The sequence below is a fragment of the Pseudomonas entomophila L48 genome (assembly GCF_000026105.1).
In the GTDB taxonomy this organism is placed as follows: domain Bacteria; phylum Pseudomonadota; class Gammaproteobacteria; order Pseudomonadales; family Pseudomonadaceae; genus Aquipseudomonas; species Aquipseudomonas entomophila.
Genome location: NC_008027.1, coordinates 4,940,980 through 4,967,571, shown reverse-complemented (window position 1 = coordinate 4,967,571; position 26,592 = coordinate 4,940,980). Strand labels below are relative to the sequence as shown.

Here is a 26,592-nt window from a genome sequence, read left to right as displayed (position 1 = left end):
GATCATGATTTCACTGACTTTGGTTCCTCATGGGGTGGGCTGGGGCGTCCAGGTCACTACCGAGTCATGGAATCCGAGTACGCGATCTCCCTCGCGTGGTTCTAGCGTTAGCGTCCCGTCTAGCGTTTGCAGCAGTGTGATGCGCTTTTTAGACGCTAGAGGATGATTGGCGTCGTGGTAGATCTCGGTGCCCTTTGCCATGAGTGAGGCGATGAAAGCCGCCAGCTGATCCGGGTTTTTGATCCCCCTTTTGCGTAGAAACGCTTTCTTTCCATGCTAGATGTGCAGGAGCCCGTGGCCACTTGCTCGACCGCCTCTGTCTCGTTTACCTACTTCGCGGCCAATCGCCCGGCAAGCGCGGCTCCTACAGGTATGGCGCGGACCTGGAAGCTCCATCTAATCGGAACGCTGCCCAGCAACTAAGCTCCGCCTGGAGCAGCCCATCAAGCGCATCAACTGCCACCTTCGCTTCGGCCTGGGAATTTTTCATCTGCCGCGCTCGCGGCTTCGATCAGGCTCATCCATCCGTATTGCGGATTTCTGTGATCGCCAAATCAATGAATTGAGCCGCGAGTGCCGCGATACCTGCCTCGGATTTCTTGCTGGTCTGCGCATAGGGTTCAATCAGCGCTCTCCTTTAGCTAGAGTGGACGCGCATCGAATTCGGCTCCTAAGCCTCCCATCAGCTCTCGAAGTCCAAAAAGGCGTATCTGCTGCCACGCCCCTCGTGCTCCTAGACCCAAAGCGTCGCAGGCGCGCGCTCACCCCAAGCAACATCGTGAACTATCCAAAAAGCTGAGCGATTAATATACGATTAGATGAATAGTCACCGTTATTCCTAATTTTCTAAATAGCTAGAACCAAAGGCTATATATTATGGTTTTCCAGACTAAGGAAGCGGATGTGATATTCGTTGCGGGAATTCATGGATCGGGCAAAACGACTTTCTGCTCTGGCCTATCAAAGGCTTTAGGGGTACCTACCTACTCCGCGAGCACCCTCATAAAGGCATGGAGTAAGGATCAGTCATGGAGCGAGGACAAGAGAGCACGCCAAATTAGAGAAAACCAACACGCTCTGATTTCGGCTGTGAACGCAGTAAAACGCCACACCCCATTTTTCATACTGGACGGTCATTTCGTACTACTCAGCAGTGATGGATCAGCCACAAGCATAGACTCAAAGGTTTTTGACGAACTGCAAATCACCGGCACCATCCTAGTTCAGTCGGCACCTGAGATTGTGGCCGAACGACTGACCTTGCGAGACAGGGCAACCTGGAAAATCCCTCTAATAGTTGAGCTAATGAACGCAGAGAGGGAGCAGGCAATCAAATACTGTCTATCCAGAGAAATCCCTTACGTAATTCGTAATGGCGATACGCCACTTGACATGGATGATGGTTTTCTGTACGAAGTATCAGCATGGCCAAAAAACGTCAGTCCAAGGAGCTAGGGATTGAAAAGCCTTAAATATGAAAAATTTAGTAATATTGATATTTCTGACGACTTCTTCTCTTCGTTGAAATCAGATTACGCCGAATTTGAAGAGTGGTTCAAAAGAAAGGCCCAAGACGGCGCCGAAGCCTACGTTTTCTTCAACTCTCGCAAGCGTCTTGATGGTTTCCTCTATCTCAAAAGAGAGGATCAGCCCGACGACAAGATTTCGCCGCCACTGCCAGGCGGACTTAGCGTAAAAGTCGGGACGTTAAAAATAAACGCACATGGCACCAAGCTTGGAGAGCGTTTTTTAAAAAAAGCCTTCGACCATGCTATGATTGAACGTGCCGACTATATGTACGTTACCATTTTTGAAAAACATAGCGGCTTAATTTCATTGATTGAGCGCTATGGCTTTGTTTTACACGGAAGAAAAATTGGGAAAAACGGCATTGAAAACGTTTATGTCCGAGAGCTCAAAACACTAACGAGTGATGTGACCAAGGACTTCCCCCACTTCAGTATTGCTGGCCGCAAACACTATTTGCTAGCCATCTACCCGGAGTACCACTCCTCTTTCCTCCCAGACTCCATCTTAAACAACGAAAACCACGACATTGTTCAGGATGTGTCACACACCAACAGCATTCACAAGGTTTACATCTCAGGAATCTCACGGACCAAGGTAATGAAACCAGGCGATACGGTCGCCATTTATCGAACATCCGACGGAAAGGGAAAGGCGTTTTATCGATCTGTGGTTTCTTCAATTGGAGTAGTAGAGGAAGTTCGACAGATAAAATCCTTCGCCACTGAGTCGCAATTCATTAAATACACCAAGCCTTACAGCATATTCACCACTGAGCAATTAAAAGAATATTTTACTAACAAGCAAAGATCGTATATAATACGCTTTACATATAGTGCCGCCCTGAAAAAAAGAATCATTCGCGGCCGCCTCATTGAGGAATGCAATATTAGCACCCGGACTAGATGGGATTTTATTGCTCTCAACGAAACTCAAATTAGGTGGATCGCGGAGAAGGGCGAAATTAATGAAAGTATTATTATCGATTAAACCTGAATATGCTCGAAAGATTTTAAGCGGCGAGAAGAAATTCGAATTCAGAAAAGTCGGATTTAACGATAGTAGCGTTAGCACAGTTATTATCTACGCCACCAAGCCTATTGGGAAACTTGTTGGCGAGTTCGAAATTCTTCGAATCCTCATTGACTCGCCCTCTAAAATATGGGAGCGCACTAAGAGGCACGCAGGTATCGATAGGCATTTCTTCGACTCGTATTACCACGGCAAAGAACAAGCTGTGGCGATTGCCGTTGGAGAGGTTAAACAATACGCAGAGCCCAAATGCCTTTCCGAGCTGGGGGTTGGCACTACTCCCCCTCAGTCTTTCAGATATATTAAGAGTGATGAATTCGCCAGGTATAAGCAGCGAGAGCTAGAGGTGTAGCATGGCCAATCAGTCATTACTTAATGCTAACTCGGAGTTGCGCCTGCTTTTGAATTCGACCAAGATTATTGATCGAGATTTCATAATTGCGAATCCGGATTCTTTTCCTCAAATAGGGGGTTTTATAAGAACTTCTCTATTCGGACTGTCCGGATACTATCCGCTTTTCGATCAGTGGCTGGAGTCCAAAGTATTGCCGGGAATACTGTCCGGCGAAAGAAGCATCTTAGTGGAATATTATCGGCGCCGCTTTTCGGGCCTGGCGATAATAAAGGACGATGGGATAGAGCAGAAGCTTTGTTGCTTGCGAGTCATGCCCGAGTTCCAAGGCTCTGGCACCGGGCTTCGACTATTTGAGCGAGCATTTGAACACCTAGAAAACGATATGCCACTTCTCTCCATAGCAGAAGAGCAAAGAGACACTTTCAAAAAGCTTTTTTCTCACTATGGCTTTGAATTGGCGAAGGAATACAAAAGCTACTACAGGCCATTGAAAGACGAACTTAGCTTCAATGGCCTGATTGAGCCTAAATTTATCCCGGTGCCTATCAGCTCCAGAATTTCCCCTAGCGGGTTAATTCTTCCAGCGAAGCGGCAAGCTTAGGCCGAACAGAATTCCAAAGATAACGTAAAAATGGCATGGCGCCGATAATTACAATACCACAGATAATGTATGTTGTTAGGAGACTGTATTTGCGCGAACAGTCGACATCCTTAGGCGGAGGATCGACAAACGCACAAACTGTACCAATGTCCCATATGCCACTTCCGGCCGCCCCGAAGAGAATTACCAAGAAAATAAATCTGGTGATCGACCAATAATTTGAACGCAGCTTCGTAAATCGTCCTAAAACCACCAGATCTTTTGCGTAAGAACCGGCCTCCTTCCCAGCCGAAGCGGTCCACTGATACCCCAAATAATTCCTTACACTGTTCGAGTCGGATATAGCGACGGAGCTATCCAGGCGAATGTATTCGTTCCAGACGTCTTCATCCATCAGAGACCGATATCCCTTATAATGATTGGTTACCGACGCGCATTCTTCATCTCTCAACGTGGTAAGAAAGCAATGAATCCTTTCAAATTTCGGGAACGACAGCGGCACATTTGTGCTTATTAGCTCTTCAGGCACACCACGCAAAACATTAATACGAAAATCAATGATTCTTGTCTCATTCGTCGAACTAATAAGCGCCCGATCTTTTTGATTAAACTTAACCGAATAAACTGATGGAGGAATATTTCTTATGCGAAAGCGAATATATGCAGATTTTCGCCTATCTTCTTCCTTCACCGTATCTTGATTCATCTCGGGAAGCTTGACCACCAGCCGACTGCAGCTTCCACCCTCACTCCAGTAGGTTCGCTCAATTTTAAATGAGTTCGAATTTAGCCTCAAAAGCGAAAATGGCTTGTGATCGAGACCATCTTTCCTAAAGCTAATATTTGCGAAATTTCCTTCCGCAAAACCATCGTAATGAACAACCTCGTTGAAGATGGCCGCGACGCTTTTCTCGCCATTCAGCCGCGACCCAAGGTCACTGACATGCTTTTCATCAAGCAACCATGGAAGATCGACTACAACGGCCTCAACGTCCGCACGCATCCCGACCATAACGCCGATATCGAGAAAAGGCGAAAAGTGCCCTTGACCAGTCTCCCAAAGGTTGACATGCAACTCGTCTTTTCGGGCTGCGTGTAAATGAAGCGGTCGTGGCCCAAGGCCCGCGTCTTTTGATTCCGCAGTCTCAACTTCGGTAGTAACCGCTGTCCCAGTTGCGCTCTGGGCCTCAGCTACCACTGCCGTGCTGTCCTTTTTTTTAAGGAGATAGCGAACCAAAATACCGGAAAATGAATGGTTCAAAGGGTCCTTCCTGAGATGGCGCAAGGTTCTAAAGGATACATCAATCGGGCCCGTCTTCACAGCACGAGACCAGCCTGCTCGGGCACCGTTCCGTAAGATTAGATGGAGCCTCCAGGTCCGCGCCATACATGTAGGAGCCGCGCTTGCCGGCGATTGGTCGCGAAAATGAACGTCCACAATGGGTCGATAGCTGCCTTTCCCCTGATGAGCTTGAGCCTGGATTTGGCGAATGGGTAGCCGTTTTCCATCATCCTGTCATGCCTTTCTCGCAGTGGTCGGGATCCTAAAAATAGGCTGGGGATAATTTTAGAGATAAAGAGTTGTATCCTTAAGAATAATACCCATTGAATTCAGACCCTTTCGTGTTGGTATTCCCTCCGTCGCCGAAGCATCGGCGACGCGACCTTGGCCGGTCGGAATCGAAAGGCGCAGCAGCGCCCAGTCTTCATCGCAGGCGCTTTTTTTGTGCCCGCGATGTCGCGTCATGGCGGTGGTGCGCGGGACACCTTCGGGTGTGCCGGGCCCCTTTCGTCCCGGTCGGCCAACCCGCGTACTGCTGCCACCTAAACTTGCTTGGCCGCGAGCGGTGGCAGTTCCACAACGAAAGGAACTCATGCATGACCACCAAGATCCTGAGGATCCTCGCATCCGCTCTCCGCCGCCCAACCCCCGCGGCCACCCCATCCCCAACCTTCTATCCAATCGACAGCCACTCCCTCGCCACCCGCGCCAACCGGGAGGTGCCCCATGCCTGACCATGAACGCCTGTCCACCCTCCAGAGCTACCTCTGGACCCTCGAACTGCTCGGCGAGGCGCTGGTGCAGCATGACGAGGTGCTGGAGTGCGAGCACAACCCGCAGCTGAGCTTTCGCAACACGGCGGGGATTCACCAGGCGATTCGGATCATCAGCCGGTTGGCCAGTGAGCAGTTCGGCAAGCTGGAGGCGATGACAGAAGAATGTGTATCTAGAGACTGATACCGCGCATCATCGGGGCCGCTTTGCGGCCCTATTGTGTGGCCCGTCCTGATCGGGCTCCAGATGAACCGTCACCGAGAAATAACATCTGGGCTGGTCCCCATTGGCTACAAATTTTTAAATTCAGTGTAATCCAAATTTGCCTCGGGCTTTGTTGGACCTGTTTAAGAGAGTTGAGTTAAAGCAAAAAGAATTATGTTTTATTCCGATAAAGTATTAGGCTTGCTTGATAATATTGTCACCGTATTCGATATTTAAGTTGCTGGTTTGGGTGGTTGTTGATTGCTCGCCGAACTGGCTAACATAGACCGGTTTGAGGGCGCTAAAATGCATAGACTTGAGCTCGCCAAGATTGCTTTGCTGTCTCTTATTGTCTCTGTTTCACAATTAGCCGTTTCGGCAGAGCTTTTTCGTTCGGTAATTCATAATGGTAGAGACCCTTTTACATTGCCGCAGGTTAAAGAGGGAGGGTGCTCTAATTGGGCTTATCCGTGGCCGGGTGCGAAAATATGCGTGGCTCCGACAAGTCAATGTAATTATATGTACTCAGAGCTTGCGGTTGTAGTTGAGGGGCCTGACGGAGAAGAAGCAAAGAATGAAGTGAATAGGTGTTTTTCTGAAGCCGCTGTATCTGGTGCAGCTGCCGGACTCATTACGGGCTATGCAACGGGGGGGGCAGCTGGTCTTTCCGCCGCGGCTGCAACATTCAAGAGCTCTCTTGAATCTTGCGTAAAAGGAACTGTCAAGGAGAGCATCACCACTAAAACTGTCAATCCTTCACACTGGGGAGGGTGGGGCAGTTGCTGATCGCAGAAATCTGTATAAGTAATTACTTTACGAAACTCCCGACTTCGCGGCAGCGTTTGATCGAAGCCGAATAGCGGGCTTGGCATACGAGGCGGTAGGGTTCCGCAGGGAAGCCTATATTGATCTCCCGTCAAGACGGAGCAGGGACGTGGACAACAAGCGCAGCTTTGTAGGAATGGTACAGCCTGGTGAGCCGCTGATTCAGCAGGGCGTCGATGTCATGCAGCAGTACCACGAAGCCGAGCCCAACCAGCCTACTGAGGAAGCCAAGCGCGAAAAAGGGACAGCGCAAATAGCGCAAGAAGGGGACGGATTTGTTTTTGAAGCCTCTGCTGAACAATAAATTAATCCCCATTTTTTCAAGTCTGCCGGCTAATCTTGGGCCTGTCCCATGACAGCGGTCACCTTCACCACGCAGAACGCTATCTATGTCGCACGGGTTTTCACCATGGAGGAAGTACGTTGGACACCTCCGGTGTACCGGTCTCATTCGTCCCGCTCGGCCAACGCACTGTTGCCACTTAACTCCTTCCTGCAAGCCATTTCCTACGCTTTCCATCGCCATTTCCTAACCCCAAGAACCTTGCACCAGAAGCCCCCAAGGAATAAATTCCCTACCAGTCGCGGCAAATTCCGCGACCGGGTTTGGCGACCCGGATAAACTTGGCGCAGCAGCGCCCCACACGATTGCAGGCGCTTTTTTTGCGTCCGCAGCCTCGTGCCATGGCGGCTGTGCGCGGGAGACCTTCGGGTCTGCCGGGTTCCAAGTTCCCGGTTCGCCAACCTGCGTACAGCTGCCACCCATTGTTTGGCGACAGTGCGTGGTGGTTCCAACCTAACTTGGAGTCTCATGCATGACCATCACACGTCTGTACAGGATCCTCGCATCCGCTCTCCGCCGCCCAACCCCCGCGGCCACCCCATCCCCAACCTTCTACCCGATCGACAGCCACTCCCTCGCCACCCGCACCAACCGGGAGGTGCCCCATGCCTGACCATGAACGCCTGTCTACCCTCCAGAGCTACGTCTGGACCCTCGAACTGCTCGGTGAGGCGCTGGTGCAGCATGACGAGGTGCTGGAGTGCGAGCACAACCCGCAGCTGAGCTTTCGCAATACGGCGGGGATTCACCAGGCGATCCGGATCATCAGCCGGTTGGCCAGTGAGCAGTTTGGCAAGCTGGAGGCGATGAAGGAGGAGAGTGTTTCTGGGGATTGATGCTGCGGGATATTGGGGCCGCTTTGCGGCCCTTTCGCGACACAAGGCCGCTCCTACAGGTACGGCGTTAGCTTTAGATTTTGCGCAGTCCTGTTTGAGCGGCGGTGCGCTCTGCACTGCAGCCTCGTTAGTGGCGATGACGCGCTAACTGAGCAGGCCAAAATTCTCAAAGCACACCTGCGTCAGGCCCTACCAGAACCACCCACCCCGCGCGAGCTCCTGCTCGCAGCTCCGATACTGCGCCCCGAACACCGAAGCCCGGGCCTGGACCTTCTGCGAAACGTTCTTCAGCCACGGCTTGGCGTCGTAGCTGCGGTTGCGGTAGCCGCCCCAGCCTTCGTGGTAATTCAGGTACTGGCCATAGGCGTCCCACTTGGACACGCCGTTGACCTGCTGGCTCTTCTGCATGTACCAGCCCATGAAGTCGATAGCGTCGGCGAAGTCGTCGCGGGCGGCGCCCCAACCGCCGGCATCGCGCTTGTAGTCGGCCCAGGTCTCGTCCTTGGCCTGGGCGTAGCCGTAGGCGGTGCTGACCCGGCCCCAGGGGATGAAGCCGAGGAAGTAGTAGCGCGGCGGCAGGGCGTCGTGCTTGAACGAGGACTCCTGGTACATCATCGCCATCGGCACCTGCACCGGCGCACCCCAGCGCGCCTGCATCTTCAGCGCCGCCTCGTGCCATTTCGGCTTCTCGCGGAAGATCTCGCAGAGGTTGTCGGGGTTGGCCGGGGGCTTGGTGGCGCAGCCGGCAAGCAGCAGGAGCAGGGCTGGCATCAAGAGCCGAAGCATGAAGGGGTTTCCTTTGGCAGACGTCGGGGGCGCAGGTGGTTGGCGCTTTATACAGGCTTTGGGGAGGCATATGAATCAGGGGACTGTTGCGCGATGCCGAGCTGGACGCGGTGGGACGGTCGTCGCCCATGGCTCGACGGGTAAGTGTATCGGGTTTATATTTCTTTGAAATTTTATGGAATCGTAAACCGAGGGAGACAGCCGATGATCGGCGAGCGGCTCAAACGTGCCCGCGCTGCTGCTGGCCTGTCGATGCAGGCGCTAGGTGATCAGGTGGGCGTGAGCGCCAACATGATCAAGAAGTATGAACATGACCAGAGCATGCCCAGTTCCGGCGTGCTCGTGCGTCTGTGCAAGGCGCTGTCGGTGCGCGCCGAGTATTTCTTCCGCCCTGCCAAGGTCGAGCTGGCGGGTGTCGAATATCGCAAGCGTTGCAGCACACCCAAGGCGATCCTCAAGCGCATCGAGGCCGATGTGCTGGATCAGGCGGAGCGCTGGCAGGAACTGACCAATCTATGGCCGGATTATCCCGTGCAGGCGTTCAGCGCGCCGGCAGGGATGCCCGCGCAGTTGGATTCGCTGCAGGCGGTCGACAACCTGGCGGACCAGGTGCGGCAGCTGTGGGGCCTGGGAGCGAGCCCGATTCCCGATTTGATCGACGTGCTGGAGACGCACGGGATTCTGGTGATCATCACCCAGGTCGATGCACAGGCGAAGTTCGATGGCTTGCAGGCCAGCGTGGCGGGGCAGCCGGTCATCGTGGTGTCGGCGGACTGGCCGGGTGACCGGCAGCGGTTCACCTTGGCCCACGAACTAGGTCACTTGCTGATGCACGGTCGGTTGGCCGAAGGGCTGGACGAGGAAAAGGCCTGTAACCGTTTTGCCTCGGCATTGCTGGTGCCTGCCAGCGCCATGCGGCAGCATCTGGGCGTCAAACGCCACATGCTGGAGGTGCGCGAGTTGTATCTGCTCAAGGCGGAATTTGGCCTCAGCATGCAGGGTTGCCTGTATCGCGCTGGCGACCTGGAGATCATCCCGCACGCCGTGCGTGAGCGGCTGTTCATGGTGTTCGTCAAACAGGGTTGGCGTAAGCAGGAGCCAGGGGCTGCATACCGGCAGGAAACCACGCGGTTGTTCCAGCAACTGGTTTACCGTGCGCTGGGGGAGGGGATTGTCGGAGAGTCCAAGGCGGCGGAGCTGCTGGGCATGACGGTCTATCAGTTCCACCAGGCGCGCAAACTGGAGTTACTGGATGCAGCTGCTCTGAGTGGACATACCAAGGACTGACCCAAGGTGACGCTTGGTTTCCTTGTGTGATTTGGCCATGTCGAGGATGTGTGGTGTTAAGTGATTTTTTGTGCTGTAAACCTGAGCAGTTAACAAGTCAAAAAAATGGTTAACAGGCGGCGATTCGTCGAACGGAAAAGAGGACGAATTTCTCTACCGCTGACGGATGAGAAAAACCAGTCCCCTTACCCTGACTGGCTCAGTGCCTATGCCGATGATGAACATCCGGAAAATGCGCATGGCTATGTCGAAGCGGTGCATGCACATGCGGGTGGCTGTGCGGCTCGGTACCGTCCCACTCGAAGTCGTGCTCATGCTGATGGTGCTCATCGTGCGTATGCCGGTGGCTATGATCGAGGGCCTCATGCTGATGCTCGTGAACATGGTTCTCCATCAGGTGAATCCACACACCCAAGGCCATCAACGCCGCAGCGAGCAGGAACATCACGGAAACCGTCTCACCCAGCATCAGGATCGCGACCGCAGCCCCCAGGAACGGCGCCGTGGAAAAGTATGCTCCGGTTCGCGCACTCCCCAATCCGCGAAGGGCCAGGACGAACAGCACCAGGCTGACGCCGTAGCCGAGAAACCCAACCAGCAGGATCGACCCCAACGTGCCCAGGGCCGGCAGTTGCGAGCCGATGGCCAAGGCCAGGCCGCCATTGACCACGCCCGCCGCCAGGCCTTTGCTGCCAGCGATGAACAGCGCGTCCGAGGCGGAGACCTTGCGGGTCAGGTTGTTGTCGATCGCCCAGCAAAGGCAGGCGAATGCCACCGCCAGCGGCCCGGTCCAGTCATGGGCGGTTGCGGTCTCTTGTGGCCATGACAGCACGATACCGCCCAGGACGATGGCAACCATGCCGATCACGATCCGGCGGTCGGCGTTTTCCTTGAACACCACCCATGCCAGCACTGCCGTCAGGACCGACTCAAGGTTGAGCATCAACGATGCAGTGGCCCCCGCTGTGCGAGTGAGCCCGAACATCAGCGCCACAGGGGCAAGCACGCCGCCGAAGAAGATCGCACCCAGCAACCAGGACCATTCTCCGGCAGGCAGCCCGGGCCGCTGCCAGCCGCGATCGCGCACCAGACGGACGAGGGTCAGGCCGACGCCACTGCCCAGGTAGAGCAGCCCGGCCAGCAGGATGGGCGGGGTATCGACACCCAACAGTTTGGCGAGCGGTGTGCTTGCGCCGAACAGCGCCGCTGCAACCAGCGCGTAGAGAACACTCAGATTCATGATGGGGCTGTCCTGTCAGGCTCATTGCGTGCAGGGGAGCATCATAGCGTTGCCTGGGTATGCGTTATGTGAAGAGTGGACTCACGTCCGGCTGGATGCTGGGGCGCCCTGTGGCCCAATCGCGGGGCAAGCCCGCTCCCACGCAAACTCTCCATGGTTTCGTATCGTTGATGTCGATGTTGTCTTCTGGATAGCGGTCAAGCAGAGTCTGCCTACCTTGTCAGGAGACGCCCATGCCACCAGCCGTTTTCGCCGCCGCCCAATGCGCCATTCGTGATGGCGATATCCCCGCCAACCTGGCCTTGCACCTGGCGTTCATGCGCCAAGCCCATGAGCAAGGCGTGGACCTGTTGCTCTTCCCCGAACTGTCCCTCACGGGCTACGCCCCCGCCGTGTCCAGTGGCCTGGCGCAGGACCTGGATACGCCGCTGCTGGCGCCCCTGCGCCAGCTCGCCCAGGCAGCGGGCATGACCACGGTGGTCGGGATGCCGCTCAGGGTGCCGGGTCAGGACAAGCCTCGAATTGCGGCTTGCATCCTCCACCCGGATGGCTCGATTGCCGCCTATACCAAGCAGCATCTGCATACCGGCGAGGACATGTTCTTCAGTGCCGGGAGCGGCGGCGAGTTGTTGTCCGTCGCCGGGCTGTCCGTGGCCTTGTCGGTGTGTGCCGATTTCAGCCATCCCGAGCATGCCGCCCAGGCGGCGCAGCGCGGCGCGCAGGTGTATGCGACGGGCGTGTTGATCGGGGAGGGCGGGTATCCGGCGGACAGCGCGTTGCTGCAGGGGCATGCACAGCGGCATGCGATGGCAGTGCTCATGGCCAATCATGGCGGCACCACGGGCGGCTGGGCGGCGGCTGGGCGCAGCGCGTTCTGGGACGAGCAGGGGCGGTGTGTAGCGGCTGCCTCAGGGAGCGGGAATCGGCTGTTGGTTGTTTCCGGACAGGCGGGCGAATGGCGAGGGCACGAGGTGTTCGTGCCTCTGGGTGTCGCTGAGTCAGCCTGAAGCTACTCGCTCAGGCGTTCGGCCGCCTTACGGTAAACCTGATCCCGCTCACGTTTATCCACGGCAACCACGAATACCACGACTTCAAGATCGATGGCCTGATAGACCTTCCTTGAGTGCGCGTGCATCGAATTCGAGGCTATAGGTCATCCAGCGTTACCTTCACCCTCTGCGGCGCGGCCAAGCGCTCGCGTACCGTGGCGAGCAATGCTTCGTCCTCTTCGGTCAGCAACACGGGTTTGAATGGCAACTGTCCGCGCTCAGCCACATATTGCAGTGCCTGGCGCATCAGTTCGGAAGGGGTCACACCCAGCTTTTCCAGCTCACGGTAGGCGCGCACCTTGAGGTCGTCGTCGATACGCACATTGATGGACGCCATGCTTGCAACCTCTTTGTAATGACAATGGTCTGTACAATGGGCCAAGGCTGGCAATTGAGCAAGAGGGCCGACGCGATTGCCGACGGGCGTGTCAACCCATGCTCGCATACCACCATCCATGTGGCAGCTTAGCTCCGCAAGCCAGGCGATCCCCGCACGCGCCGGACCGCTTCCTTAGCCGTTCCTGCCGCGCAAAATGCTCACAGCCCACCCACCAACTTCGTCTCCAGCACGCCTTTGCGGCCAACAGCCTCGGAAACCACGTGCAACTTGGCATCGGCGGCGCCAAAGCCCATTTTCATCTCCTGCCAGATGAACAGGTTCTTGCCCGGCTGGGCCTCGACCTTGATCACCCTCAAGGTGCCGGCGTCGGAAGCAATGGTGTGCGGCCCAGGCGGCACTTCCGCCACCAGGTAGGTGTGGGCCGCCGTTGCGCCGATCATGCGCCCGTCGATCAGCACGTCGTACTTCATGGCGGCTCCCATCGTTTCATTGCGATAGATGTAGACCCGTGTCATGCCTGGAACGGTCTCGAAGCGCTTCATCTGAGCATCCACCATGGGGTCACCTTTAGGCACGGTGACACAGGCAGACAGCAGCATCAGCATCGAAGCGGCGAGCAGTTTCTTCATCGGACTTCCTTATCTTCACAAAAACGGCGCGTGGCCAGGTTGGCATGCGTTATACGCGTTGTGCAGCGGTATTCCAACAAGCGGGTTTGCGGCTGGCCGTGGTGCCGTCGAAGGCAGGCAGTCGCCCACACTCGGCCAGGCACTGCGCGGCCCAATGGCCTCACTGCGCCGCCTTGACCAACACCAACGGCACAGCCTTGAGCGCACCATCCAGGTTGCGGTAGCGGGTGTACTCCCCCGACGCCGGCAACAACTGCCCACGCTCCACCATCCGCCGCCCGTCGAGCAGGTAGCGCACCGTTTCTGCCTTGCCCCGCTGGGCCGACGGGTCCCGGTTCAGGTCCTGCGCCAGCATCCGCATCGACTCGTCGATGCAGATCCCCAGCAGCGCATCGACCTTCTGTGCATCCATCCCACCGTCGTCGATGCATTGCTCGCCGCAGCGGCGCACCGACAGGCTCTGCACCTCGAGGCGCGTGCGGTACAGCAGGCTGCCGGCGATGTCCTGCAATTCCACCTGGCTGACCAGCACGAAGCTGCCGCGATCAGGGCTTACCACCACTTGCGGGGCAATGCGCAGGCTGGCGCTGACGCCGCCGGTGGAGGGGCGCAGCCCGGCATTGCCGGCCGCCTCGCCGTAGCGCTGCTGGAGCTTGCCGTTGTAGGGATGCTCGGCCAGCACCACCGCCATCGTCTGCGCCGCCTGCTTGGCATCGCGCTCGGCTTCGCGCTGCAAGGCGGCTTCGCCGACCTGGGTGTTGATCGCGCTGGCCAGCAGCAAGCCGATAGCGCCACCGCCGGTGGTGGCGCCGTGGGCCAGGGACTGGTTGGTCTCGCGCGCTTTCGCGGCGGCCTGGGCGTCGATCATCAGGCTGGCGTCGATCCAGCCCGCCGACGGCACCTGTATCTCCAACCGGGCGCCGTGCTCGTTCAGGTAGCGCAGCGCCGTCGGGTCGTGGATGTCGGCCGGGCGCGGTGCCTGCTGGGCGCAGCCCGCCAGCAGCAGGGTCAGCAGCAGCCCGCGTTTCATTGCGAGAACGGCGTGACGATCACCTGGCGGCTGCTGTCGACCGCCTGGTAGAAGGCGTTGGACAGGTTGCTATAGGTCGGCTGGTCCCACTCGCCCTGGGCCGGCTGGGTGACCACGAAGGGCTTGAACCAGAGCAGGCGGCTGTCCTGCACGTCCACCAGGATGCCGCGGCCGGCCACCAGCGGGATCGGCGCGCTGGTGGGCACCACGCTGTAGTAGCTGCGGGTGGCGCCGGTGCTGTCGATGGCCACCAGCAGCAGGCGGTCGATGCCGTAGGTGGCCTTCAGGGCGCTGATGTCACGCTCCATGTAGCCTTCCTTGAACTTGGTTTCCTTGTACTTGCTCAGGTCGATGCGTTCTTCGATGCGCTTGGTCTTGTAGCCCTTGGCTTCGAGCTTGGCGATGATGGCGTCGGGCAGGGTGTTGACGTCGGCCAGGTCCCAGGTGCTCACATGCTCGCTGAGCTTGCTGTTGACCCCGGTGTTGATCGCAAGGTCCAGGATCCCCTGGTTGCCGGTCAGCATCAGCTTGGGCGGGGTGACGGGGGTCATGGCCACGCCGATCACCTGGTCCTTTTCGTTCCAGAACTGCTGGTCGAGCTCCACCGGGGGCTGGACATTGGCGCAGCCGGTGAAGATCAGGCACAACAAGAGCACCGCACATCCCTGCAAGTAACGCATCGGACAATATTCCTTGAGTAGTGGAGACTCGCTGTATCGGCCTGTGTCCGGCAAGCATGATGGCAATAAGACATTATTTTTTCGGCATGGCATGATGCCGGCCCGCGCATGCCCTCCATGCCTGGTGCATCACGCGCCGAGGCCAGGGGGCGCGCATCACAGGAAGCGAATATGAAAAGGAACATCTGCCTGGCCTTCACCCTGTCCATGGCCTTGGCCGCCAGCGCCGTTCAGGCTGAAGAACACGCCATCGCCGGGGCGGGCGCGATCTCTTGCGAGCGGTTCCTGAACGCGCAGACCCAGGACAAGACCACCAGCCTGGCCACGATCCTGTGGCTGCAGGGCTTCCTGAGCGGCGTCAACATGCAGCGCAACCTCGACTTGAAAATACCGTTGCAAGCCCTGCCGGAACCTCCCGAGATCAAGGCGTTCACCGTGGACTACTGCACCAGGAACCCCGACAAGAGTGTCTTCGAAGCGGCCATGTGGCTGTCCCTGAAGATCTAGCGTGCCCGCTTATTCGGTGAGTTCAGGCGTGGCATTCACTTGGGGGGCAGGGGCGAGCGTCGTGTCGAACCATGCGGGCCACGAACTGCGATGCCGGCTTTCCACCTGCACACAGGGGATCAGGCGCTCGGTCAGTACATCGGTCCGCCCCACACTCACCGCCAGCCGATACTTGGCACTGTGCACGCATTCCCGGTCACCAAATTCGCAACGGTCCAGGCTCGTGCCGCCGCAGGGGCCGTTGGCCAGGCCTTTGGGGCAGGTCTCGGGGCAGGTGTAGAGCGTGTCTTCAAGCCGGCAACTGCCGCAGGTATCGCAGCCCACCATCGGGCGTTTGATGCGTCGCTCCAGTTGATGCAGCCAGTGCGCTGCCGTGGGGTTGGTCCAGAGCGGTCGGGTCACGGCCCAGCCGAAGGCCTTGCTCAAGGCTGTGGTGCGGCTGAACAGCTGATGGTGCATCGCGGACAGCAGGTGGTAGCGGGCCTTTTCCTTGTTCGAGGCGTTGATCTGCCGTTGCCCGAGGCGCCAGGCATGCCCGGGTGGGTGGAAGGTGACCGGCGTCAGGTCAGGTTCCTGCCAGGCCGCTTGCCAGGCCGGGGCCCAGTCTTGCAGCGAGGTGAACTGCGGTTGCAGTGTGTCGATGGCCTGTTCCAGCGCTTCGAACTGCGCCACCTCGTGGATGCCGGACAGGTGCACGCCGGCATAGCCCACCAATTTCAGGCCGATCACCTGCAAGGCCAGGCGATGGTTGGCGCGCTCCTTGGCGTAGGCCTTGGACACCGCCGTTTCAGCGGCCAGCAGCGCCCGCATCGACGGCGTGACGGTCACCCCGGCAACGTGATCGAGCATCCCGGCACGGCCTTCGGTCAGCGCCATGATGCAGGCCATCAGCGGTTTTGGCCGGGGCTGGCGCTGCATCCAGTCGAAGGCTTCCTGGTGTTTCGCGAAGTCGAAACCGAGTTGCAGGATGAACAGGTCGGCGCCGGCCGCGAGTTTCTTTTCGGCTTTGCAGTACTGCGCGCCGCCTTCGGCCTCCTGGTACTTGAACGGGTTTAGCGCGGCGGCCAGCAGCCAGTGTGGCCGTGCTTGGCGGACGATCTGCAGGGCGGCGACGGACTCCAGGTAGCGCACCGGGCGCTCGCCTGGGTTGTGACCGGGCAGGCGGTCGCCGGTGAGCAGCAGCAGTTGGTCGAGGCCGGCGGCGTCCATGCGTTGCAGTTGGGCGAGCAGGTCGCGGCGTTCGCGGTCCTTGCCGGAGAAGTGCAGCAGGGCGGGGACGGGGTTCGCGAGGCTGCTGAAGGCCTCCAGCGGTGACATGTCCAGGGCGCTGCCGACGCGGTCGCCAATGGCCACGGTTAGTGGCCAGCCGCACAGCTGGGTGCGGGCCATGAGGGTTTCGAGGGTGGCGAAACGCTCGGCGCTGGGCTTGGGGACGAACTCCAGGATGCAGGCGAAGGCGTTGGCGTCCAGGGTCGTTTTCAGCAGGCTCATGGGGGCGGGCTACCGGGTTGGGGCAGGGTGGCAGTTTTGCGCATATTGGCGGTGGAGGCATGTCTGGATGCGCGGGGGACTGTGCTGGTTGAGACATTTTCGTTTGCCTGGGCCATTGGTTCGCCGGCAAGCCGGCTCCTACAGGGGCCAGGTAGGAGCCGGCTTGCCGGCGAACCCATACGATGCATCATGAACAGATCTTGAGTTCATCTCAAATTTTATGAGTTTGTCTCACCTTGCCGGCGCGCCCAGAATTCCCTCATTCACTTTCAAGGTTCGAGGGACGACAACATGGCACTGGCACACAACCTGGGGTTTCCGCGCATCGGCCGTGACCGTGAGCTGAAGAAAGCCCAGGAGGCGTACTGGAAGGGCGAGCTGGACGAAGCCGGCCTGTGTGCCGTGGGCCGTGGCCTGCGCGCCGCGCACTGGCAGGCGCAGAAGGCCGCCGGCATCGAGCTGCTGCCGGTGGGTGACTTCGCCTGGTACGACCAGGTGCTCACCCACTCGCTGACCTTTGGCGTGATCCCCGAGCGCTTTCGTGCCAAGGACGGTGCCAAGCCGACCCTGCAGACCCTGTTCGCCATGGCCCGGGGCGTGAGCGACAGCTGCTGCGGCGGCGCCCATGCCCAGGAAATGACCAAGTGGTTCGACACCAACTACCACTACCTGGTCCCCGAATTCACCGCCGACCAGCAGTTCGCCCTGAGCTGGGAGCAGCTGTTCGAAGAAGTCGAAGAGGCCAAGGCCTTGGGCCACGCAGTCAAGCCGGTGGTGATCGGCCCGCTGACCTACCTGTGGCTGGGCAAGACCAAGGGCGCCGATTTCGACAAGCTGGAACTGCTCGACCGCCTGCTGCCGCTGTATGACCAGATCCTCAACCGCCTGGCCGTGCAAGGGGTGGAGTGGGTGCAGATCGACGAGCCGATCCTCGCCCTGGACCTTCCGCAGGACTGGAAGAACGCCTACGAGCGCGTCTACAACATCCTTCAGCGCGCCCCTTTGAAAAAGCTGATCGCCACTTACTTCGGCGGCCTGGAAGACAACCTCGGCCTGGCTGCCAACCTGCCGGTCGATGGCCTGCACATCGACCTGGTGCGCGCCCCGGACCAGTACCCGACCATCCTCGACCGCCTGCCGGCCTACAAGGTGCTGTCGCTGGGCGTGGTCAATGGCCGCAACGTCTGGCGCTGCGACCTGGAGAAGGCACTGGAGGTGCTGCGCCATGCCCACGAGCGCTTGGGCGATCGCCTGTGGGTGGCGCCGTCGTGCTCGCTGCTGCACAGCCCGGTGGACCTGGCCCGTGAAGACAAGCTCGATGACGAACTGAAGAGCTGGCTGGCCTTCGCCGTGCAGAAATGCCAGGAAGTGGCGCTGCTGGCCAAAGCGATCAACCAGCCCGAGGCTGCCGATGTGGTCACCGTACTGGCGCAGAGCCGCGCCGTGCAACACCGCCGCGCCACCTCGCCACGCATTCACAAACCTGCGGTGCAGGCCCGTGTCGCGGCCATCAAACCAGCCGACAGCCAGCGCGCCACCGCTTTCGAGCAGCGTATCGCCAAGCAGCGCGCCGGTCTGGACCTGCCAGCGTTTCCGACCACCACCATCGGTTCGTTCCCGCAAACCTCGGCGATCCGCCTGGCGCGCCAGTCGTTCAAGCAGGGCAAGCTGACCGAAGCGGACTACGTCGAGGCCATGCACAGCGAGATCCGCCACGCGGTGGAGATCCAGGAAAACCTGGGCCTGGATGTGCTGGTACACGGTGAGGCCGAGCGCAACGACATGGTCGAGTACTTCGCCGAGCAACTGGACGGCTATGTGTTCACCCGCTTCGGCTGGGTGCAGAGCTACGGTTCGCGCTGCGTGAAACCGGCGGTGATCTTCGGTGACCTGAGCCGCCCGAAGGCCATGACCGTTGAGTGGATCAAGTACGCCCAGGGCCTGACCCGCAAGGCGATGAAGGGCATGCTCACGGGCCCTGTGACCATGCTGATGTGGTCCTTCCCCCGCGAAGACGTGACCCGCGAAGTGCAGGCCCGCCAGCTGGCGCTGGCGATCCGTGACGAGGTGGTGGACCTGGAAGCGGCGGGTATCAAGATCGTGCAGATCGACGAGGCCGCCTTCCGCGAAGGGTTGCCGCTGCGCCGCAGTGCCTGGCCGCATTACCTGGAATGGGCCACCGAGGCGTTTCGCCTGTGTGCCTCGGATGTGCGGGATGAAACCCAGATCCACACCCACATGTGCTACAGCGAGTTCAACGACGTGATCGAGTCGATCGCCGCGATGGATGCCGATGTCATCACCATCGAGACCTCGCGCTCGGACATGGAGTTGCTGGAGGCGTTCGAGCGGTTCGACTATCCGAACGAGATTGGCCCTGGCGTGTACGACATCCACTCGCCACGGGTGCCGACCAAGGAGGAGATGGTCAAGCTGCTGCGCAAGGCGGCCCAGCGGATTCCGGCGGAGCGGTTGTGGGTCAACCCGGATTGCGGCTTGAAGACCCGCGCCTGGCCGGAGACCGAGGCGGCGTTGGTGAACATGGTTGCTGCTGCCCGCGAACTGCGCGCCACGGCCTGAAGGCCCATTCGCCGGCAAGCCGGCTCCTACGAGCGTGCGCCATACCTGTAGGAGCCGGCTTGCCGGCGAACGGTTCACCCAACCCGATACTTCATTTAGAGTGGCCCGACCTGCTGTCCGGAAATCCCTCGATGAAGCCCATTCACCTCACCTTGATCTGCCACGCCCGCACCGAGGCGCAACGGGTGGGGCGCTTTGCCCTCGACGACGATCCACTGCGCGATCCGCCGTCCTCTCTCATCGAACTGTCCACAACCACCCGTTGCCTCACCGCGCCGGAGCTACGCGCTCGGCAGACGGCCGAGAGCCTGAATGCGACCCTCGATCAAGGCCTGCGCGACTGCGACCTGGGCTCCTGGAAAGGCCAGCCGCTCAAGCAACTGGACGAGCGTGAGCTCCATGCGTGGCTCACAGACCCGCAGGCCACGCCCCACGGCGGCGAATCGATTGCCGCCTTGTGCCAGCGTGTCGCCCATTGGATGGACAGCGCCCTGAGCGAGGGTGATTGGATCGCCGTCACCCACCCCTTCGTCATCCGCGCCGCGATGCTGCATGCGCTGGGCGCGCCGATCGAGTCGTTCCATCGCATCGACGTGCCGCCCCTGGCCCGCGTGCGCTTGAGCCATTACGGCCAATGGCGGCTGCAACTGGGCTGACGACTGTGCATTGGCCGCTATTGCCGGGGCCGCTTCGCAGCCCTTTCGCGACACAAGGCCGCTCCCACAGATTCAGCAGTGCCCTTGAGGGGCGTGCTGTACCTGTGGGAGCGGCCTTGTGTCGCGAAAGGGGCGCGAAGCGGCCCCAGGGCATGCCTAGCGCCGGACCAGCGCCGGCACGGCGCGCACATAGATCAACTCGCTCACCAACTCCACCAGCGTCTGGGTGATCACTGCCGCCGCTGCCAGTGTGCGGATTGATTCGGGCAGCGCCAACGCCAGCGGCAGCACCACCAGCGAATTGCGCGTGGCGGCGCTGAAGGTCACGGCCCGGGCCTCGCCTGTGGACAACTTGAACAGCCGCGCCGCAAGCAAACCGAGCACCGGCGCCAGCAGGGCGAAACCGATATATACGGGCACCACCGGCAGCAGGTCGTCCAGCCGGCTGGCCACCACACCGATCTGCGAGCCGATCACCGCGATCAGCACCAGCGCCATGGCCGGCACCGGCAGCCAGGCCCAGGCGTCGTTCCATTTCGAAATCAGCACCGAGCGCCGTGCGCCGGCACTGGTGGCGACGGCCAGCAGCAGTGGCAGCACGATCAGCAGCACGAAGGCCTCGACGAAGGGCGCGACGGAAATCTCGACCTGGCCGCTATCTAGCATCAACGCCAGGTACAGCGGCAACAGCGCCAACTGCACCAGCAACAGCACCGGTGTGGCAGCAAGGGTCAGGCGCGAGTCACCTTTCCCGATATGGGTGAACACCACCACGTAGTCGATGCATGGCGTCAGCAGCACCAGCAACGCGCCGGCCAGCACGGCGGGGTGTTCGACCAGGCCACGGGTGCCAGCCCACACCAGCAGCGGCACCAGCACGAAGTTGGCCAGCAGCAGCGCGCCCATGAAGCGCCGGTTGCCCAGGCCCGCGCGCAGGTCGAGGAAGGGGATCTGCAGGAACATCGCGTACATCAGCACCGCGATGGCAGGTGTCACCAGTGCCTCCAGTGGCTGGGCAACGCCCGGCGCAAGCAGGCCGATGGCGGCGGCGAGCACCACGGCGATGAAGTAAAGGGGGATCTGATTGCGTTCGAGTTGATCTCTGTCCACGGATGGCCCGGTTTTTCCGACTGAATTACTAGGTGGGGCAGGGTACTATCTGGCTCAGTCCATAGGGAGCAATTCGATGCGAATTCTAGTGGTAGGTGCGAGCAAGGGATTGGGTAAGGCACTGGTCGAGGGCCTGGGTGACGCGGGTGATACGCTGACAGGCGTGTCGCGTACCCGGCCGGCGTCGTTGCCGAGTTCGGTGCACTGGATCGAGGCTGACCTCGGCCAGCCGCGCCAGGCCGCGGCGGTCATCCATGAAGCGGTGGCCGACGGCGGGCTGGATGTACTGGTGTACAACGTCGGAATCTGGGAAGAGCGGGCCTTCGAGGACGGCTACAGCTTCCTCGATGATGACGAGGGGCAGATCGAGCGCATGGTCGCCACCAACCTCACCGCGCCACTGCTGTTGATCAAGCGTTTGCTGCCGGTGCTGCTCAAGAGCGAGCGGCCACGGATCATTCTCACCGGCTCCACGTCGGGCCTGCCGGGCAGCGGTCGGCCTGAAGTCACCTTCGGCGTCAGCAAGTTCGGCTTGCGCGGCATCGCCGAGACACTGCGTGAAGGCTTCCGCGACCAGGGCCTTGGCGTGAGTTGCCTGAACCTCGGCTACCTGAATACCGAAGACGGGCTGGACGTGCCGCTGGCGCAAGCCGAGCAGCGCGGCGAGGGTTCGCTGATCCCGCTGCACGACGTGGTGCAGGTGTGCCGGATGATGTTGAGCCTGTCGTCGGCCAGCTACGTGCGCGACGTCACCCTGCCGGCGTTGCGGGACGAGCGCTTCTGAAATGCGTTTGATGGGCAATTGGCCGCAGACCCGGACGGTGGTGACGCTGCGGGTGGCCCATTCGCCGGCAAGGCCGGCTCCTACAGGTATCGTATAGACCCCTCGTAGGAGCCGGCTTGCCGGCGAGCCGGATCAACCGCGCTCGATCGCCAGCGCCACGCCCTGGCCGCCGCCGATGCACAGGGTCGCCAGCCCTTTCTTGGCATCACGCTTGATCATTTCGTGCAGCAGGGTCACCAGCACCCGGCAGCCCGAGGCGCCGATGGGGTGGCCCAGGGCAATCGCGCCGCCGTTGACGTTGACCTTCGCGGCATCCCATTCCAGTTGTTTGCCCACGGCCAGCGCCTGGGCGGCGAAGGCTTCGTTGGCTTCGATCAGGTCCAGCTCACCCAGCTGCCAGCCAGCCTTGTCCAGGCAGCGCTGGGTGGCCGACACCGGGCCGATACCCATGATCGCCGGGTCAACACCCGCGCTGGCGTAGGCGGCGATTTTGGCCAGCACCGGCAGGCCGAGGGCCTTGGCTTTATCGGCGCTCATCAGCAGTACTGCGGCAGCACCGTCGTTGAGGCTGGAGGCGTTGCCGGCGGTGACGCTGCCGTCCTTCTTGAATGCAGCGCGCAGCTTGGCCAGGGACTCGGCGCTGGTGCCGGGGCGGGGTTGCTCGTCGGTGTCGAACACCAGCGGCTCGCCTTTCTTCTGCGGGATGTGGATCGGGGTGATCTCGTCCTTGAAGCGCCCGGCCTCGATGGCGGCCACGGCCTTGCGCTGCGATTCGGCGGCGAAGGCGTCCTGTTGCTCGCGGGTGAGGCCGTACTTGTCCACCAGGTTCTCGGCGGTGATGCCCATGTGGTAGTCGTTGAAGGCGTCCCACAGGCCGTCGGTGATCATGCTGTCGATCAGCTGGCCGTGGCCCATGCGCTGGCCGGTACGGGCCGAGGGCATCACATAGGGCGCCAGGCTCATGCTCTCCTGGCCACCGGCGATCACCACCTCGGCGTCGCCGCAGCGGATGGCCTGGGCGGCCAGGTGCAGGGCCTTGAGGCCCGAGCCGCAGACTTTGTTCAGGGTCAGGGCCGGGACTTCGTAGGGCAGGCCGGCCTTCACGGCGGCCTGGCGGGCGGGGTTCTGGCCGGCGCCCGCGGTGAGCACCTGGCCGAGGATCACTTCGTCGACCTGGGCCGGGTCCAGCTGGGTCTGGGCCAGCAGCTGGCGGATCACGGCGGCGCCCAGCTCGACGGCGGACACGTTGGCCAGGGCCCCCTGGAAGCTGCCGATGGCAGTGCGGGTGGCGGCGACGATGACGACTTCGTTCATTGTTGTTCTCCGGGATACGAGCGTGATCGCCACAGCATCCATGGGCGCCGCTTATTTGGGAAGTTTGTTTTTCTTTGCCATTGATCCGAATTTCAAATGAATGGGTGGGTTTGGCGAGGGGCAACTAAGCTTGCTGGCAGTTGTTCGCCGGCAAGCCGGCTCCTACCCGGTCAACGCCAGGCGCTATCCCTCTCTCCAACCCGCAAGGAATCCCGATCATGCGCCGAACCCTGATCCTGCCCATCCTGCTGCTCACCAGCACCGCTGCCTTCGCCGCCGAACCGAAATGCACCACCGCCGACAAGGCCACCTGGCAGGACGCCGACCAGTTCCAGGCCAAGCTCAAGGACGAGGGCTACAAGATCAACAAGTTCAAGGTCACCAAGGGCAACTGCTACGAGATCTACGGCTTCGACAAGGACGGCCGCAAGGTCGAGATCTACCACGACCCGGTGAGTGGCAAGGCGGTCAAGACCGAGATCCATAAATGACCGCCAGCGTGCGGCTGTGGGACCCGTTGCTGCGGGTGTGCCACTGGTCGCTCGCTGGGGTGTTCTTCGCCGATTACTTTTTCAACGAGGTGGGTGACGACTGGCACCAGTGGCTGGGCTACTACGCCTGTGCATGCCTGCTGTTGCGCGTGGTGTGGGGCTTCGTCGGGCCGCGCAGTGCACGCTGGGCGGATTTCTGGCCGACGCCGGCGCGTTTGAGGGTGCATGGCCGGGCGCTGTGGCGTGGCGAGCATTATCACCGCCTGGGGCATACACCGATCGGTGCGCTGGTGATGGTGCTGATGATGCTGGGCATCGCCAGCCTGGGCGTGACGGGCTGGATGATGCTGGAGGTGGATGCGTTCTGGGGCGCCGAGTGGCTGGATACGCTGCACAGCTGGCTGGCCGATGGCGTGCTGGCGCTGGTCTGCGTGCACCTGCTGGCGGCGCTGGTGGAGAGCGTGCGGTTGCGTGAGAACCTGCCGTTGTCGATGGTGACGGGGCGGCGCCGGTCGTCTGAAAAGCCGTGATGTGTGGGGCTGTAAGGTTCGCCGGCAAGCCGGCTCCTACAGGTCTGCGTGTGACTCGTAGGAGCCGGCTTGCCGGCGAATGGGTCACACAGCCGGGCACTGGTTGGTCACGCAGTGAATCCCGCCCCCTCCCGCCGCGATTGCATCAATGTCCAACTGCACCACGTCCCGCCCCGGATACAGCTGCTCCAGCAAGGCCCGGGCCTTTTCATCGGCACTGCGATCCCCAAACTGCGGCGCGATCACCGCGCCATTGATCACGAAGTAGTTGATATACCCCGCAGCAAAATCCGGGTTGCCCTTGCTGAACTTGCTGTTGCGCGGCTTCAGCGGCGGCGACATCGTGTGGATCTCCAGCTTGCGTCCATCGGCATCGGTGGCGTTCTGCAGGATCTCCAGGTGCTCGCGGGTCACGTCGTGGTCGTAGGAATCCGGGTCGTTGTCCAGGTTCGCCACCACCACCCCGGGCGCCGCGAAGCGCGCGTAGAAATCCACATGGGCGTCGGTGATGTCCTTGCCCTTGATGCCCGGCAGCCAGATGATCTTGCGCAGCCCCAGCCGCTCCTTCAGTTCCTCCTCGACCTGGGCCTTGCTCCAGCCGGGGTTGCGGTTGCTGTTGACCCAACTGCTCTCGGTCATGATCCCGGTGCCGTGGCCGTCCACCTCGATGCCGCCGCCTTCGCCGACCAGCTCGCTGCGCTGGTAGCCACCACCGGCCAGCTTGGCCACGCGAGCAGCGAGCTTGGCGTCCTGGCGGTGCTGCTGCTTGCCGCCCCAGCCGTTGAAGTTGAAGTCCACCGCCGCCAGCTCGCCATCGTCGTCGACCACGAAGTTGGCGCCGATGTCGCGCATCCAGATGTCGTCCAGTTCGGTTTCGACGTAGGTGATGTTGTGGCTGCCGCACTCTTCCTCGGCGATATCGCGCTCGCTGGCGCGGCAGAACACCGTCACCGGCTGGTAGGCGGCGATGGCGCGGGCGATGCGCCCGAGCGCGGCCTGGACGTCTTCGGTGAAGTCTTCCCAGATGGCGTCCTGGGCGCCGAAGGCGATGTAGGCGCGTGCGTGCTTTTCGCCTTCGTCGGGCATGAACCAGCGGCCCGCTTCGGCGGCGCGGGCGCTGTTGCTGCCCAACGGCAGGCCAAAGCTGGCGGCGGCGCCGAGGCCGGCGACGACGCTCATCTGTTGAAGGAAGGTGCGGCGAGTAGGCATGGGGTCAGTCCTGTGCAGTCTTGAAGCGGGTCCAGACGCGCATGCGCGCACGCATGTCGGCCTGGGGGATGTCCTTGCCCGGGATCAGCCGGGTGTAGGTGGCATCGCTGAGGTAGATGTCCGGGTTGTCACGCAGGCGCGCGTCCACCAGGGGGCGGGCCTTGGCACTGGCGGTGGGGTAGCCGGTGAAGTTGCTGATCGCGGCCATGTTCTCCGGGCGCATGACGAAGTTGATGAAACGATAGGCGTATTCCGGGTGCTTGGCGTCAGCGGGGATGGCCATGGTGTCCATCCAGATGGTGGTGCCTTCACGCGGTACGCGGTACTGGAAGTCGATGGCCTTGCCCGCGGCTTCGGCGGTGCGCTGGGCCTGGATCACGTCGCCGCTGTAGCCCAGAGACAGGCAGGTGTTGCCGTTGACCAGCTCGGTGACCGGCTGCGACTGCAGCTTGCGCACGTAGGGGCGGATGCCCTTGAGCAGCTCGCTGGCGGCGGCCAGGTCTTCGCGCTTGGCGCTGCGCGGTTCGCGGCCCAGGTAATGGAGCACCACGGCCAGCACTTCGTCGGGCGAGTCGATGATCGAGATGCCGCAGTCGGCGAACTTGACCGCCAGCTCCGGCTTGAACAGCAGGTCGAGGCTGTCCAGCGGGGCGTCGGGCATGCGTTCGCGGATCTTCTTCGCATCCATGGTCAGGCCGATGGTGCCCCAGGTGTAGGGCACGGTGGCCTGGCTGGCCTTGGGGTAGCGGTCGTGCAGCTGGCGCAGGCCGGGCTCGATATCGTCGAGCGCGGTCAACTGCTTGCGGTCCAGGGCCTGCAGGCTGCCGGCGCGCATCAGCCGTTCAGCCACGGTGTCGCCGGGGAACACCAGGTCGTAGCCGCTGCGCCCGGACATCAGCTTGGCCTCGAGTACCTCGCTGCCGTCCATGACGTCGTAGATCACCGGGATGCCGGTTTCGGCGGTGAAGCGCTTGAGGGTGTCCTCGGCAAAGTAGTCGGCCCAGTTGTACAGGCGCAGGGCTTCCTGCTCGGCCTGGGCAACACCGGCGCAGGCCATCAGGGCGGCGATGGCGAGCAGTTTCGATGGACGGCTTGGCATG

28 protein-coding genes and 1 pseudogene are annotated in these 26,592 nt (G+C 60.6%); 16 read left to right on the top strand and 13 right to left on the bottom strand.

What is annotated here, in order from left to right; genetic code table 11:
• The first annotated feature begins 876 nt into the window (after positions 1-876).
• From PSEEN_RS26385 to PSEEN_RS21550, 4 genes are read left to right on the top strand one after another with little or no spacing between them, the layout of a single operon-like run.
• The gene (locus tag PSEEN_RS26385; RefSeq protein ID WP_011535699.1) at positions 877-1,455 is read left to right on the top strand and encodes an ATP-binding protein; all 579 of its coding nucleotides are present in this window, start codon (positions 877-879) and stop codon (positions 1,453-1,455) included.
• A 3-nt stretch (positions 1,456-1,458) separates the two neighbouring features.
• Complete coding sequence (locus PSEEN_RS21555) at positions 1,459-2,517, top strand: hypothetical protein (protein WP_011535698.1); 1,059 nt, start codon at positions 1,459-1,461, stop codon at positions 2,515-2,517.
• A complete protein-coding gene (locus tag PSEEN_RS26380; protein ID WP_011535697.1) occupies positions 2,495-2,911 on the top strand; it encodes an ASCH domain-containing protein in 417 nt (138 codons plus the stop codon). Before PSEEN_RS21555 ends, PSEEN_RS26380 begins: the two co-directional genes overlap by 23 nt.
• Position 2,912: 1 nt before the next feature.
• Positions 2,913-3,515: a GNAT family N-acetyltransferase gene (locus PSEEN_RS21550; protein ID WP_011535696.1), complete on the top strand. Its 603-nt coding sequence runs from the start codon at positions 2,913-2,915 to the stop codon at positions 3,513-3,515.
• Here PSEEN_RS21550 and PSEEN_RS26760 read toward each other — a convergent pair.
• Positions 3,478-4,776: a hypothetical protein gene (locus PSEEN_RS26760; RefSeq protein WP_158020273.1), complete on the bottom strand. Its 1,299-nt coding sequence runs from the start codon at positions 4,774-4,776 to the stop codon at positions 3,478-3,480. The genes PSEEN_RS21550 and PSEEN_RS26760 overlap by 38 nt on opposite strands.
• Before the next feature lie 747 nt (positions 4,777-5,523).
• On the opposite strand from PSEEN_RS26760, the gene PSEEN_RS21540 reads away from it, so the two are divergent.
• From PSEEN_RS21540 to PSEEN_RS21530, 4 genes are all read left to right on the top strand, one after another.
• Entirely contained in the window at positions 5,524-5,754 is a 231-nt protein-coding gene (locus PSEEN_RS21540) for a hypothetical protein (protein ID WP_011535694.1), read from the top strand.
• A gap of 327 nt (positions 5,755-6,081) precedes the next feature.
• Positions 6,082-6,561 (top strand): hypothetical protein, encoded by a 480-nt coding sequence (locus PSEEN_RS26755; RefSeq protein ID WP_158020272.1) that lies wholly within the window; start codon positions 6,082-6,084, stop codon positions 6,559-6,561.
• A 148-nt stretch (positions 6,562-6,709) separates the two neighbouring features.
• Complete coding sequence (locus PSEEN_RS21535; protein WP_044488459.1) at positions 6,710-6,904, top strand: hypothetical protein; 195 nt, start codon at positions 6,710-6,712, stop codon at positions 6,902-6,904.
• A 644-nt stretch (positions 6,905-7,548) separates the two neighbouring features.
• Positions 7,549-7,779, top strand: coding sequence for a hypothetical protein (locus PSEEN_RS21530; RefSeq protein ID WP_011535689.1), 231 nt, complete (start codon positions 7,549-7,551; stop codon positions 7,777-7,779).
• 189 nt (positions 7,780-7,968) lie between these two features.
• On the opposite strand, the gene PSEEN_RS21525 is transcribed toward PSEEN_RS21530, so the two are convergent.
• Complete coding sequence (locus tag PSEEN_RS21525; RefSeq protein ID WP_011535688.1) at positions 7,969-8,565, bottom strand: transglycosylase SLT domain-containing protein; 597 nt, start codon at positions 8,563-8,565, stop codon at positions 7,969-7,971.
• 144 nt (positions 8,566-8,709) lie between these two features.
• Here PSEEN_RS21525 and PSEEN_RS21520 point away from each other — a divergent pair, with 144 nt between their 5' ends.
• The gene (locus PSEEN_RS21520) at positions 8,710-9,852 is read left to right on the top strand and encodes a helix-turn-helix domain-containing protein (RefSeq protein WP_231845282.1); all 1,143 of its coding nucleotides are present in this window, start codon (positions 8,710-8,712) and stop codon (positions 9,850-9,852) included.
• A 199-nt stretch (positions 9,853-10,051) separates the two neighbouring features.
• Here the strand turns inward: PSEEN_RS21520 and PSEEN_RS21515 are convergent, their stop codons facing one another.
• Complete coding sequence (locus PSEEN_RS21515) at positions 10,052-11,092, bottom strand: DMT family transporter (RefSeq protein ID WP_011535686.1); 1,041 nt, start codon at positions 11,090-11,092, stop codon at positions 10,052-10,054.
• A 233-nt stretch (positions 11,093-11,325) separates the two neighbouring features.
• Between PSEEN_RS21515 and PSEEN_RS21510 the strand changes: the two genes are divergently transcribed.
• On the top strand, positions 11,326-12,099 hold the full coding sequence (locus tag PSEEN_RS21510; RefSeq protein ID WP_011535685.1) for a carbon-nitrogen hydrolase family protein: 774 nt from the start codon (positions 11,326-11,328) through the stop codon (positions 12,097-12,099).
• A gap of 2 nt (positions 12,100-12,101) precedes the next feature.
• Here PSEEN_RS21510 and PSEEN_RS27405 read toward each other — a convergent pair.
• The 5 genes and pseudogenes from PSEEN_RS27405 to PSEEN_RS21485 form a co-directional block, all read right to left on the bottom strand.
• A pseudogene (locus PSEEN_RS27405) lies at positions 12,102-12,212 on the bottom strand (type II toxin-antitoxin system mRNA interferase toxin, RelE/StbE family); the annotation flags it as partial.
• A 26-nt stretch (positions 12,213-12,238) separates the two neighbouring features.
• Positions 12,239-12,478 carry a type II toxin-antitoxin system RelB/DinJ family antitoxin gene (locus tag PSEEN_RS21500; RefSeq protein WP_011535684.1) on the bottom strand — a complete coding sequence of 80 codons (240 nt, stop codon included), beginning with the start codon at positions 12,476-12,478 and terminating at the stop codon, positions 12,239-12,241.
• 200 nt (positions 12,479-12,678) lie between these two features.
• A complete protein-coding gene (locus tag PSEEN_RS21495) occupies positions 12,679-13,110 on the bottom strand; it encodes a DUF2846 domain-containing protein (RefSeq protein WP_044488457.1) in 432 nt (143 codons plus the stop codon).
• Positions 13,111-13,270: 160 nt separating this feature from the next.
• Positions 13,271-14,140: a hypothetical protein gene (locus tag PSEEN_RS21490; RefSeq protein WP_011535682.1), complete on the bottom strand. Its 870-nt coding sequence runs from the start codon at positions 14,138-14,140 to the stop codon at positions 13,271-13,273.
• A complete protein-coding gene (locus PSEEN_RS21485) occupies positions 14,137-14,820 on the bottom strand; it encodes a hypothetical protein (RefSeq protein ID WP_011535681.1) in 684 nt (227 codons plus the stop codon). Before PSEEN_RS21485 ends, PSEEN_RS21490 begins: the two co-directional genes overlap by 4 nt.
• A 171-nt stretch (positions 14,821-14,991) precedes the next feature.
• Between PSEEN_RS21485 and PSEEN_RS21480 the strand changes: the two genes are divergently transcribed.
• A complete protein-coding gene (locus PSEEN_RS21480) occupies positions 14,992-15,327 on the top strand; it encodes an HdeA/HdeB family chaperone (RefSeq protein ID WP_011535680.1) in 336 nt (111 codons plus the stop codon).
• Between the two features lie 9 nt (positions 15,328-15,336).
• On the opposite strand, the gene PSEEN_RS21475 is transcribed toward PSEEN_RS21480, so the two are convergent.
• Positions 15,337-16,818 carry a methylenetetrahydrofolate reductase C-terminal domain-containing protein gene (locus tag PSEEN_RS21475; protein ID WP_011535679.1) on the bottom strand — a complete coding sequence of 494 codons (1,482 nt, stop codon included), beginning with the start codon at positions 16,816-16,818 and terminating at the stop codon, positions 15,337-15,339.
• A gap of 291 nt (positions 16,819-17,109) precedes the next feature.
• On the opposite strand from PSEEN_RS21475, the gene metE reads away from it, so the two are divergent.
• The gene (gene metE / locus PSEEN_RS21470) at positions 17,110-19,398 is read left to right on the top strand and encodes a 5-methyltetrahydropteroyltriglutamate--homocysteine S-methyltransferase (RefSeq protein WP_011535678.1); all 2,289 of its coding nucleotides are present in this window, start codon (positions 17,110-17,112) and stop codon (positions 19,396-19,398) included.
• Between the two features lie 131 nt (positions 19,399-19,529).
• Positions 19,530-20,054, top strand: a complete 525-nt coding sequence (locus PSEEN_RS21465; protein ID WP_011535677.1) for a histidine phosphatase family protein — start codon at positions 19,530-19,532, stop codon at positions 20,052-20,054.
• Positions 20,055-20,210: 156 nt separating this feature from the next.
• Here the strand turns inward: PSEEN_RS21465 and PSEEN_RS21460 are convergent, their stop codons facing one another.
• Complete coding sequence (locus tag PSEEN_RS21460; RefSeq protein WP_011535676.1) at positions 20,211-21,164, bottom strand: arsenic resistance protein; 954 nt, start codon at positions 21,162-21,164, stop codon at positions 20,211-20,213.
• Positions 21,165-21,240: 76 nt separating this feature from the next.
• Here PSEEN_RS21460 and PSEEN_RS21455 point away from each other — a divergent pair, with 76 nt between their 5' ends.
• Positions 21,241-21,948 carry an SDR family oxidoreductase gene (locus PSEEN_RS21455; RefSeq protein ID WP_011535675.1) on the top strand — a complete coding sequence of 236 codons (708 nt, stop codon included), beginning with the start codon at positions 21,241-21,243 and terminating at the stop codon, positions 21,946-21,948.
• Positions 21,949-22,080: 132 nt separating this feature from the next.
• Here the strand turns inward: PSEEN_RS21455 and PSEEN_RS21450 are convergent, their stop codons facing one another.
• On the bottom strand, positions 22,081-23,262 hold the full coding sequence (locus PSEEN_RS21450) for an acetyl-CoA C-acetyltransferase (RefSeq protein ID WP_044488455.1): 1,182 nt from the start codon (positions 23,260-23,262) through the stop codon (positions 22,081-22,083).
• Between the two features lie 218 nt (positions 23,263-23,480).
• Between PSEEN_RS21450 and PSEEN_RS21445 the strand changes: the two genes are divergently transcribed.
• Together PSEEN_RS21445 and PSEEN_RS21440 are read left to right on the top strand one after the other, a co-directional pair.
• On the top strand, positions 23,481-23,753 hold the full coding sequence (locus PSEEN_RS21445) for a PepSY domain-containing protein (protein ID WP_011535673.1): 273 nt from the start codon (positions 23,481-23,483) through the stop codon (positions 23,751-23,753).
• Positions 23,750-24,283: a cytochrome b/b6 domain-containing protein gene (locus PSEEN_RS21440; protein WP_011535672.1), complete on the top strand. Its 534-nt coding sequence runs from the start codon at positions 23,750-23,752 to the stop codon at positions 24,281-24,283. The genes PSEEN_RS21445 and PSEEN_RS21440 overlap by 4 nt, the downstream gene beginning before the upstream one ends.
• 84 nt (positions 24,284-24,367) lie before the next feature.
• On the opposite strand, the gene PSEEN_RS21435 is transcribed toward PSEEN_RS21440, so the two are convergent.
• Entirely contained in the window at positions 24,368-25,492 is a 1,125-nt protein-coding gene (locus PSEEN_RS21435; protein WP_011535671.1) for an agmatine deiminase family protein, read from the bottom strand.
• A gap of 4 nt (positions 25,493-25,496) precedes the next feature.
• On the bottom strand, positions 25,497-26,591 hold the full coding sequence (locus PSEEN_RS21430) for an extracellular solute-binding protein (protein WP_011535670.1): 1,095 nt from the start codon (positions 26,589-26,591) through the stop codon (positions 25,497-25,499).
• Position 26,592: the final 1 nt, after the last annotated feature.

What these genes read in the sequence shown, in the direction of transcription:
- PSEEN_RS26385 (WP_011535699.1), top strand. Translation starts at nt 877, where the DNA reads ATGGTTTTCCAGACTAAGGAAGCGGATGTGATATTCGTTGCGGGAATT.
- PSEEN_RS26380 (WP_011535697.1), top strand. Translation starts at nt 2,495, where the DNA reads ATGAAAGTATTATTATCGATTAAACCTGAATATGCTCGAAAGATTTTA.
- PSEEN_RS21550 (WP_011535696.1), top strand. Translation starts at nt 2,913, where the DNA reads ATGGCCAATCAGTCATTACTTAATGCTAACTCGGAGTTGCGCCTGCTT.
- PSEEN_RS21540 (WP_011535694.1), top strand. Translation starts at nt 5,524, where the DNA reads ATGCCTGACCATGAACGCCTGTCCACCCTCCAGAGCTACCTCTGGACC.
- PSEEN_RS26755 (WP_158020272.1), top strand. Translation starts at nt 6,082, where the DNA reads ATGCATAGACTTGAGCTCGCCAAGATTGCTTTGCTGTCTCTTATTGTC.
- PSEEN_RS21530 (WP_011535689.1), top strand. Translation starts at nt 7,549, where the DNA reads ATGCCTGACCATGAACGCCTGTCTACCCTCCAGAGCTACGTCTGGACC.
- PSEEN_RS21525 (WP_011535688.1), bottom strand. Translation starts at nt 8,565, where the DNA reads ATGCTTCGGCTCTTGATGCCAGCCCTGCTCCTGCTGCTTGCCGGCTGC.
- PSEEN_RS21515 (WP_011535686.1), bottom strand. Translation starts at nt 11,092, where the DNA reads ATGAATCTGAGTGTTCTCTACGCGCTGGTTGCAGCGGCGCTGTTCGGC.
- PSEEN_RS21510 (WP_011535685.1), top strand. Translation starts at nt 11,326, where the DNA reads ATGCCACCAGCCGTTTTCGCCGCCGCCCAATGCGCCATTCGTGATGGC.
- PSEEN_RS21500 (WP_011535684.1), bottom strand. Translation starts at nt 12,478, where the DNA reads ATGGCGTCCATCAATGTGCGTATCGACGACGACCTCAAGGTGCGCGCC.
- PSEEN_RS21495 (WP_044488457.1), bottom strand. Translation starts at nt 13,110, where the DNA reads ATGAAGAAACTGCTCGCCGCTTCGATGCTGATGCTGCTGTCTGCCTGT.
- PSEEN_RS21490 (WP_011535682.1), bottom strand. Translation starts at nt 14,140, where the DNA reads ATGAAACGCGGGCTGCTGCTGACCCTGCTGCTGGCGGGCTGCGCCCAG.
- PSEEN_RS21485 (WP_011535681.1), bottom strand. Translation starts at nt 14,820, where the DNA reads ATGCGTTACTTGCAGGGATGTGCGGTGCTCTTGTTGTGCCTGATCTTC.
- PSEEN_RS21480 (WP_011535680.1), top strand. Translation starts at nt 14,992, where the DNA reads ATGAAAAGGAACATCTGCCTGGCCTTCACCCTGTCCATGGCCTTGGCC.
- PSEEN_RS21475 (WP_011535679.1), bottom strand. Translation starts at nt 16,818, where the DNA reads ATGAGCCTGCTGAAAACGACCCTGGACGCCAACGCCTTCGCCTGCATC.
- metE (WP_011535678.1), top strand. Translation starts at nt 17,110, where the DNA reads ATGGCACTGGCACACAACCTGGGGTTTCCGCGCATCGGCCGTGACCGT.
- PSEEN_RS21465 (WP_011535677.1), top strand. Translation starts at nt 19,530, where the DNA reads ATGAAGCCCATTCACCTCACCTTGATCTGCCACGCCCGCACCGAGGCG.
- PSEEN_RS21455 (WP_011535675.1), top strand. Translation starts at nt 21,241, where the DNA reads ATGCGAATTCTAGTGGTAGGTGCGAGCAAGGGATTGGGTAAGGCACTG.
- PSEEN_RS21450 (WP_044488455.1), bottom strand. Translation starts at nt 23,262, where the DNA reads ATGAACGAAGTCGTCATCGTCGCCGCCACCCGCACTGCCATCGGCAGC.
- PSEEN_RS21445 (WP_011535673.1), top strand. Translation starts at nt 23,481, where the DNA reads ATGCGCCGAACCCTGATCCTGCCCATCCTGCTGCTCACCAGCACCGCT.
- PSEEN_RS21440 (WP_011535672.1), top strand. Translation starts at nt 23,750, where the DNA reads ATGACCGCCAGCGTGCGGCTGTGGGACCCGTTGCTGCGGGTGTGCCAC.
- PSEEN_RS21435 (WP_011535671.1), bottom strand. Translation starts at nt 25,492, where the DNA reads ATGCCTACTCGCCGCACCTTCCTTCAACAGATGAGCGTCGTCGCCGGC.
- PSEEN_RS21430 (WP_011535670.1), bottom strand. Translation starts at nt 26,591, where the DNA reads ATGCCAAGCCGTCCATCGAAACTGCTCGCCATCGCCGCCCTGATGGCC.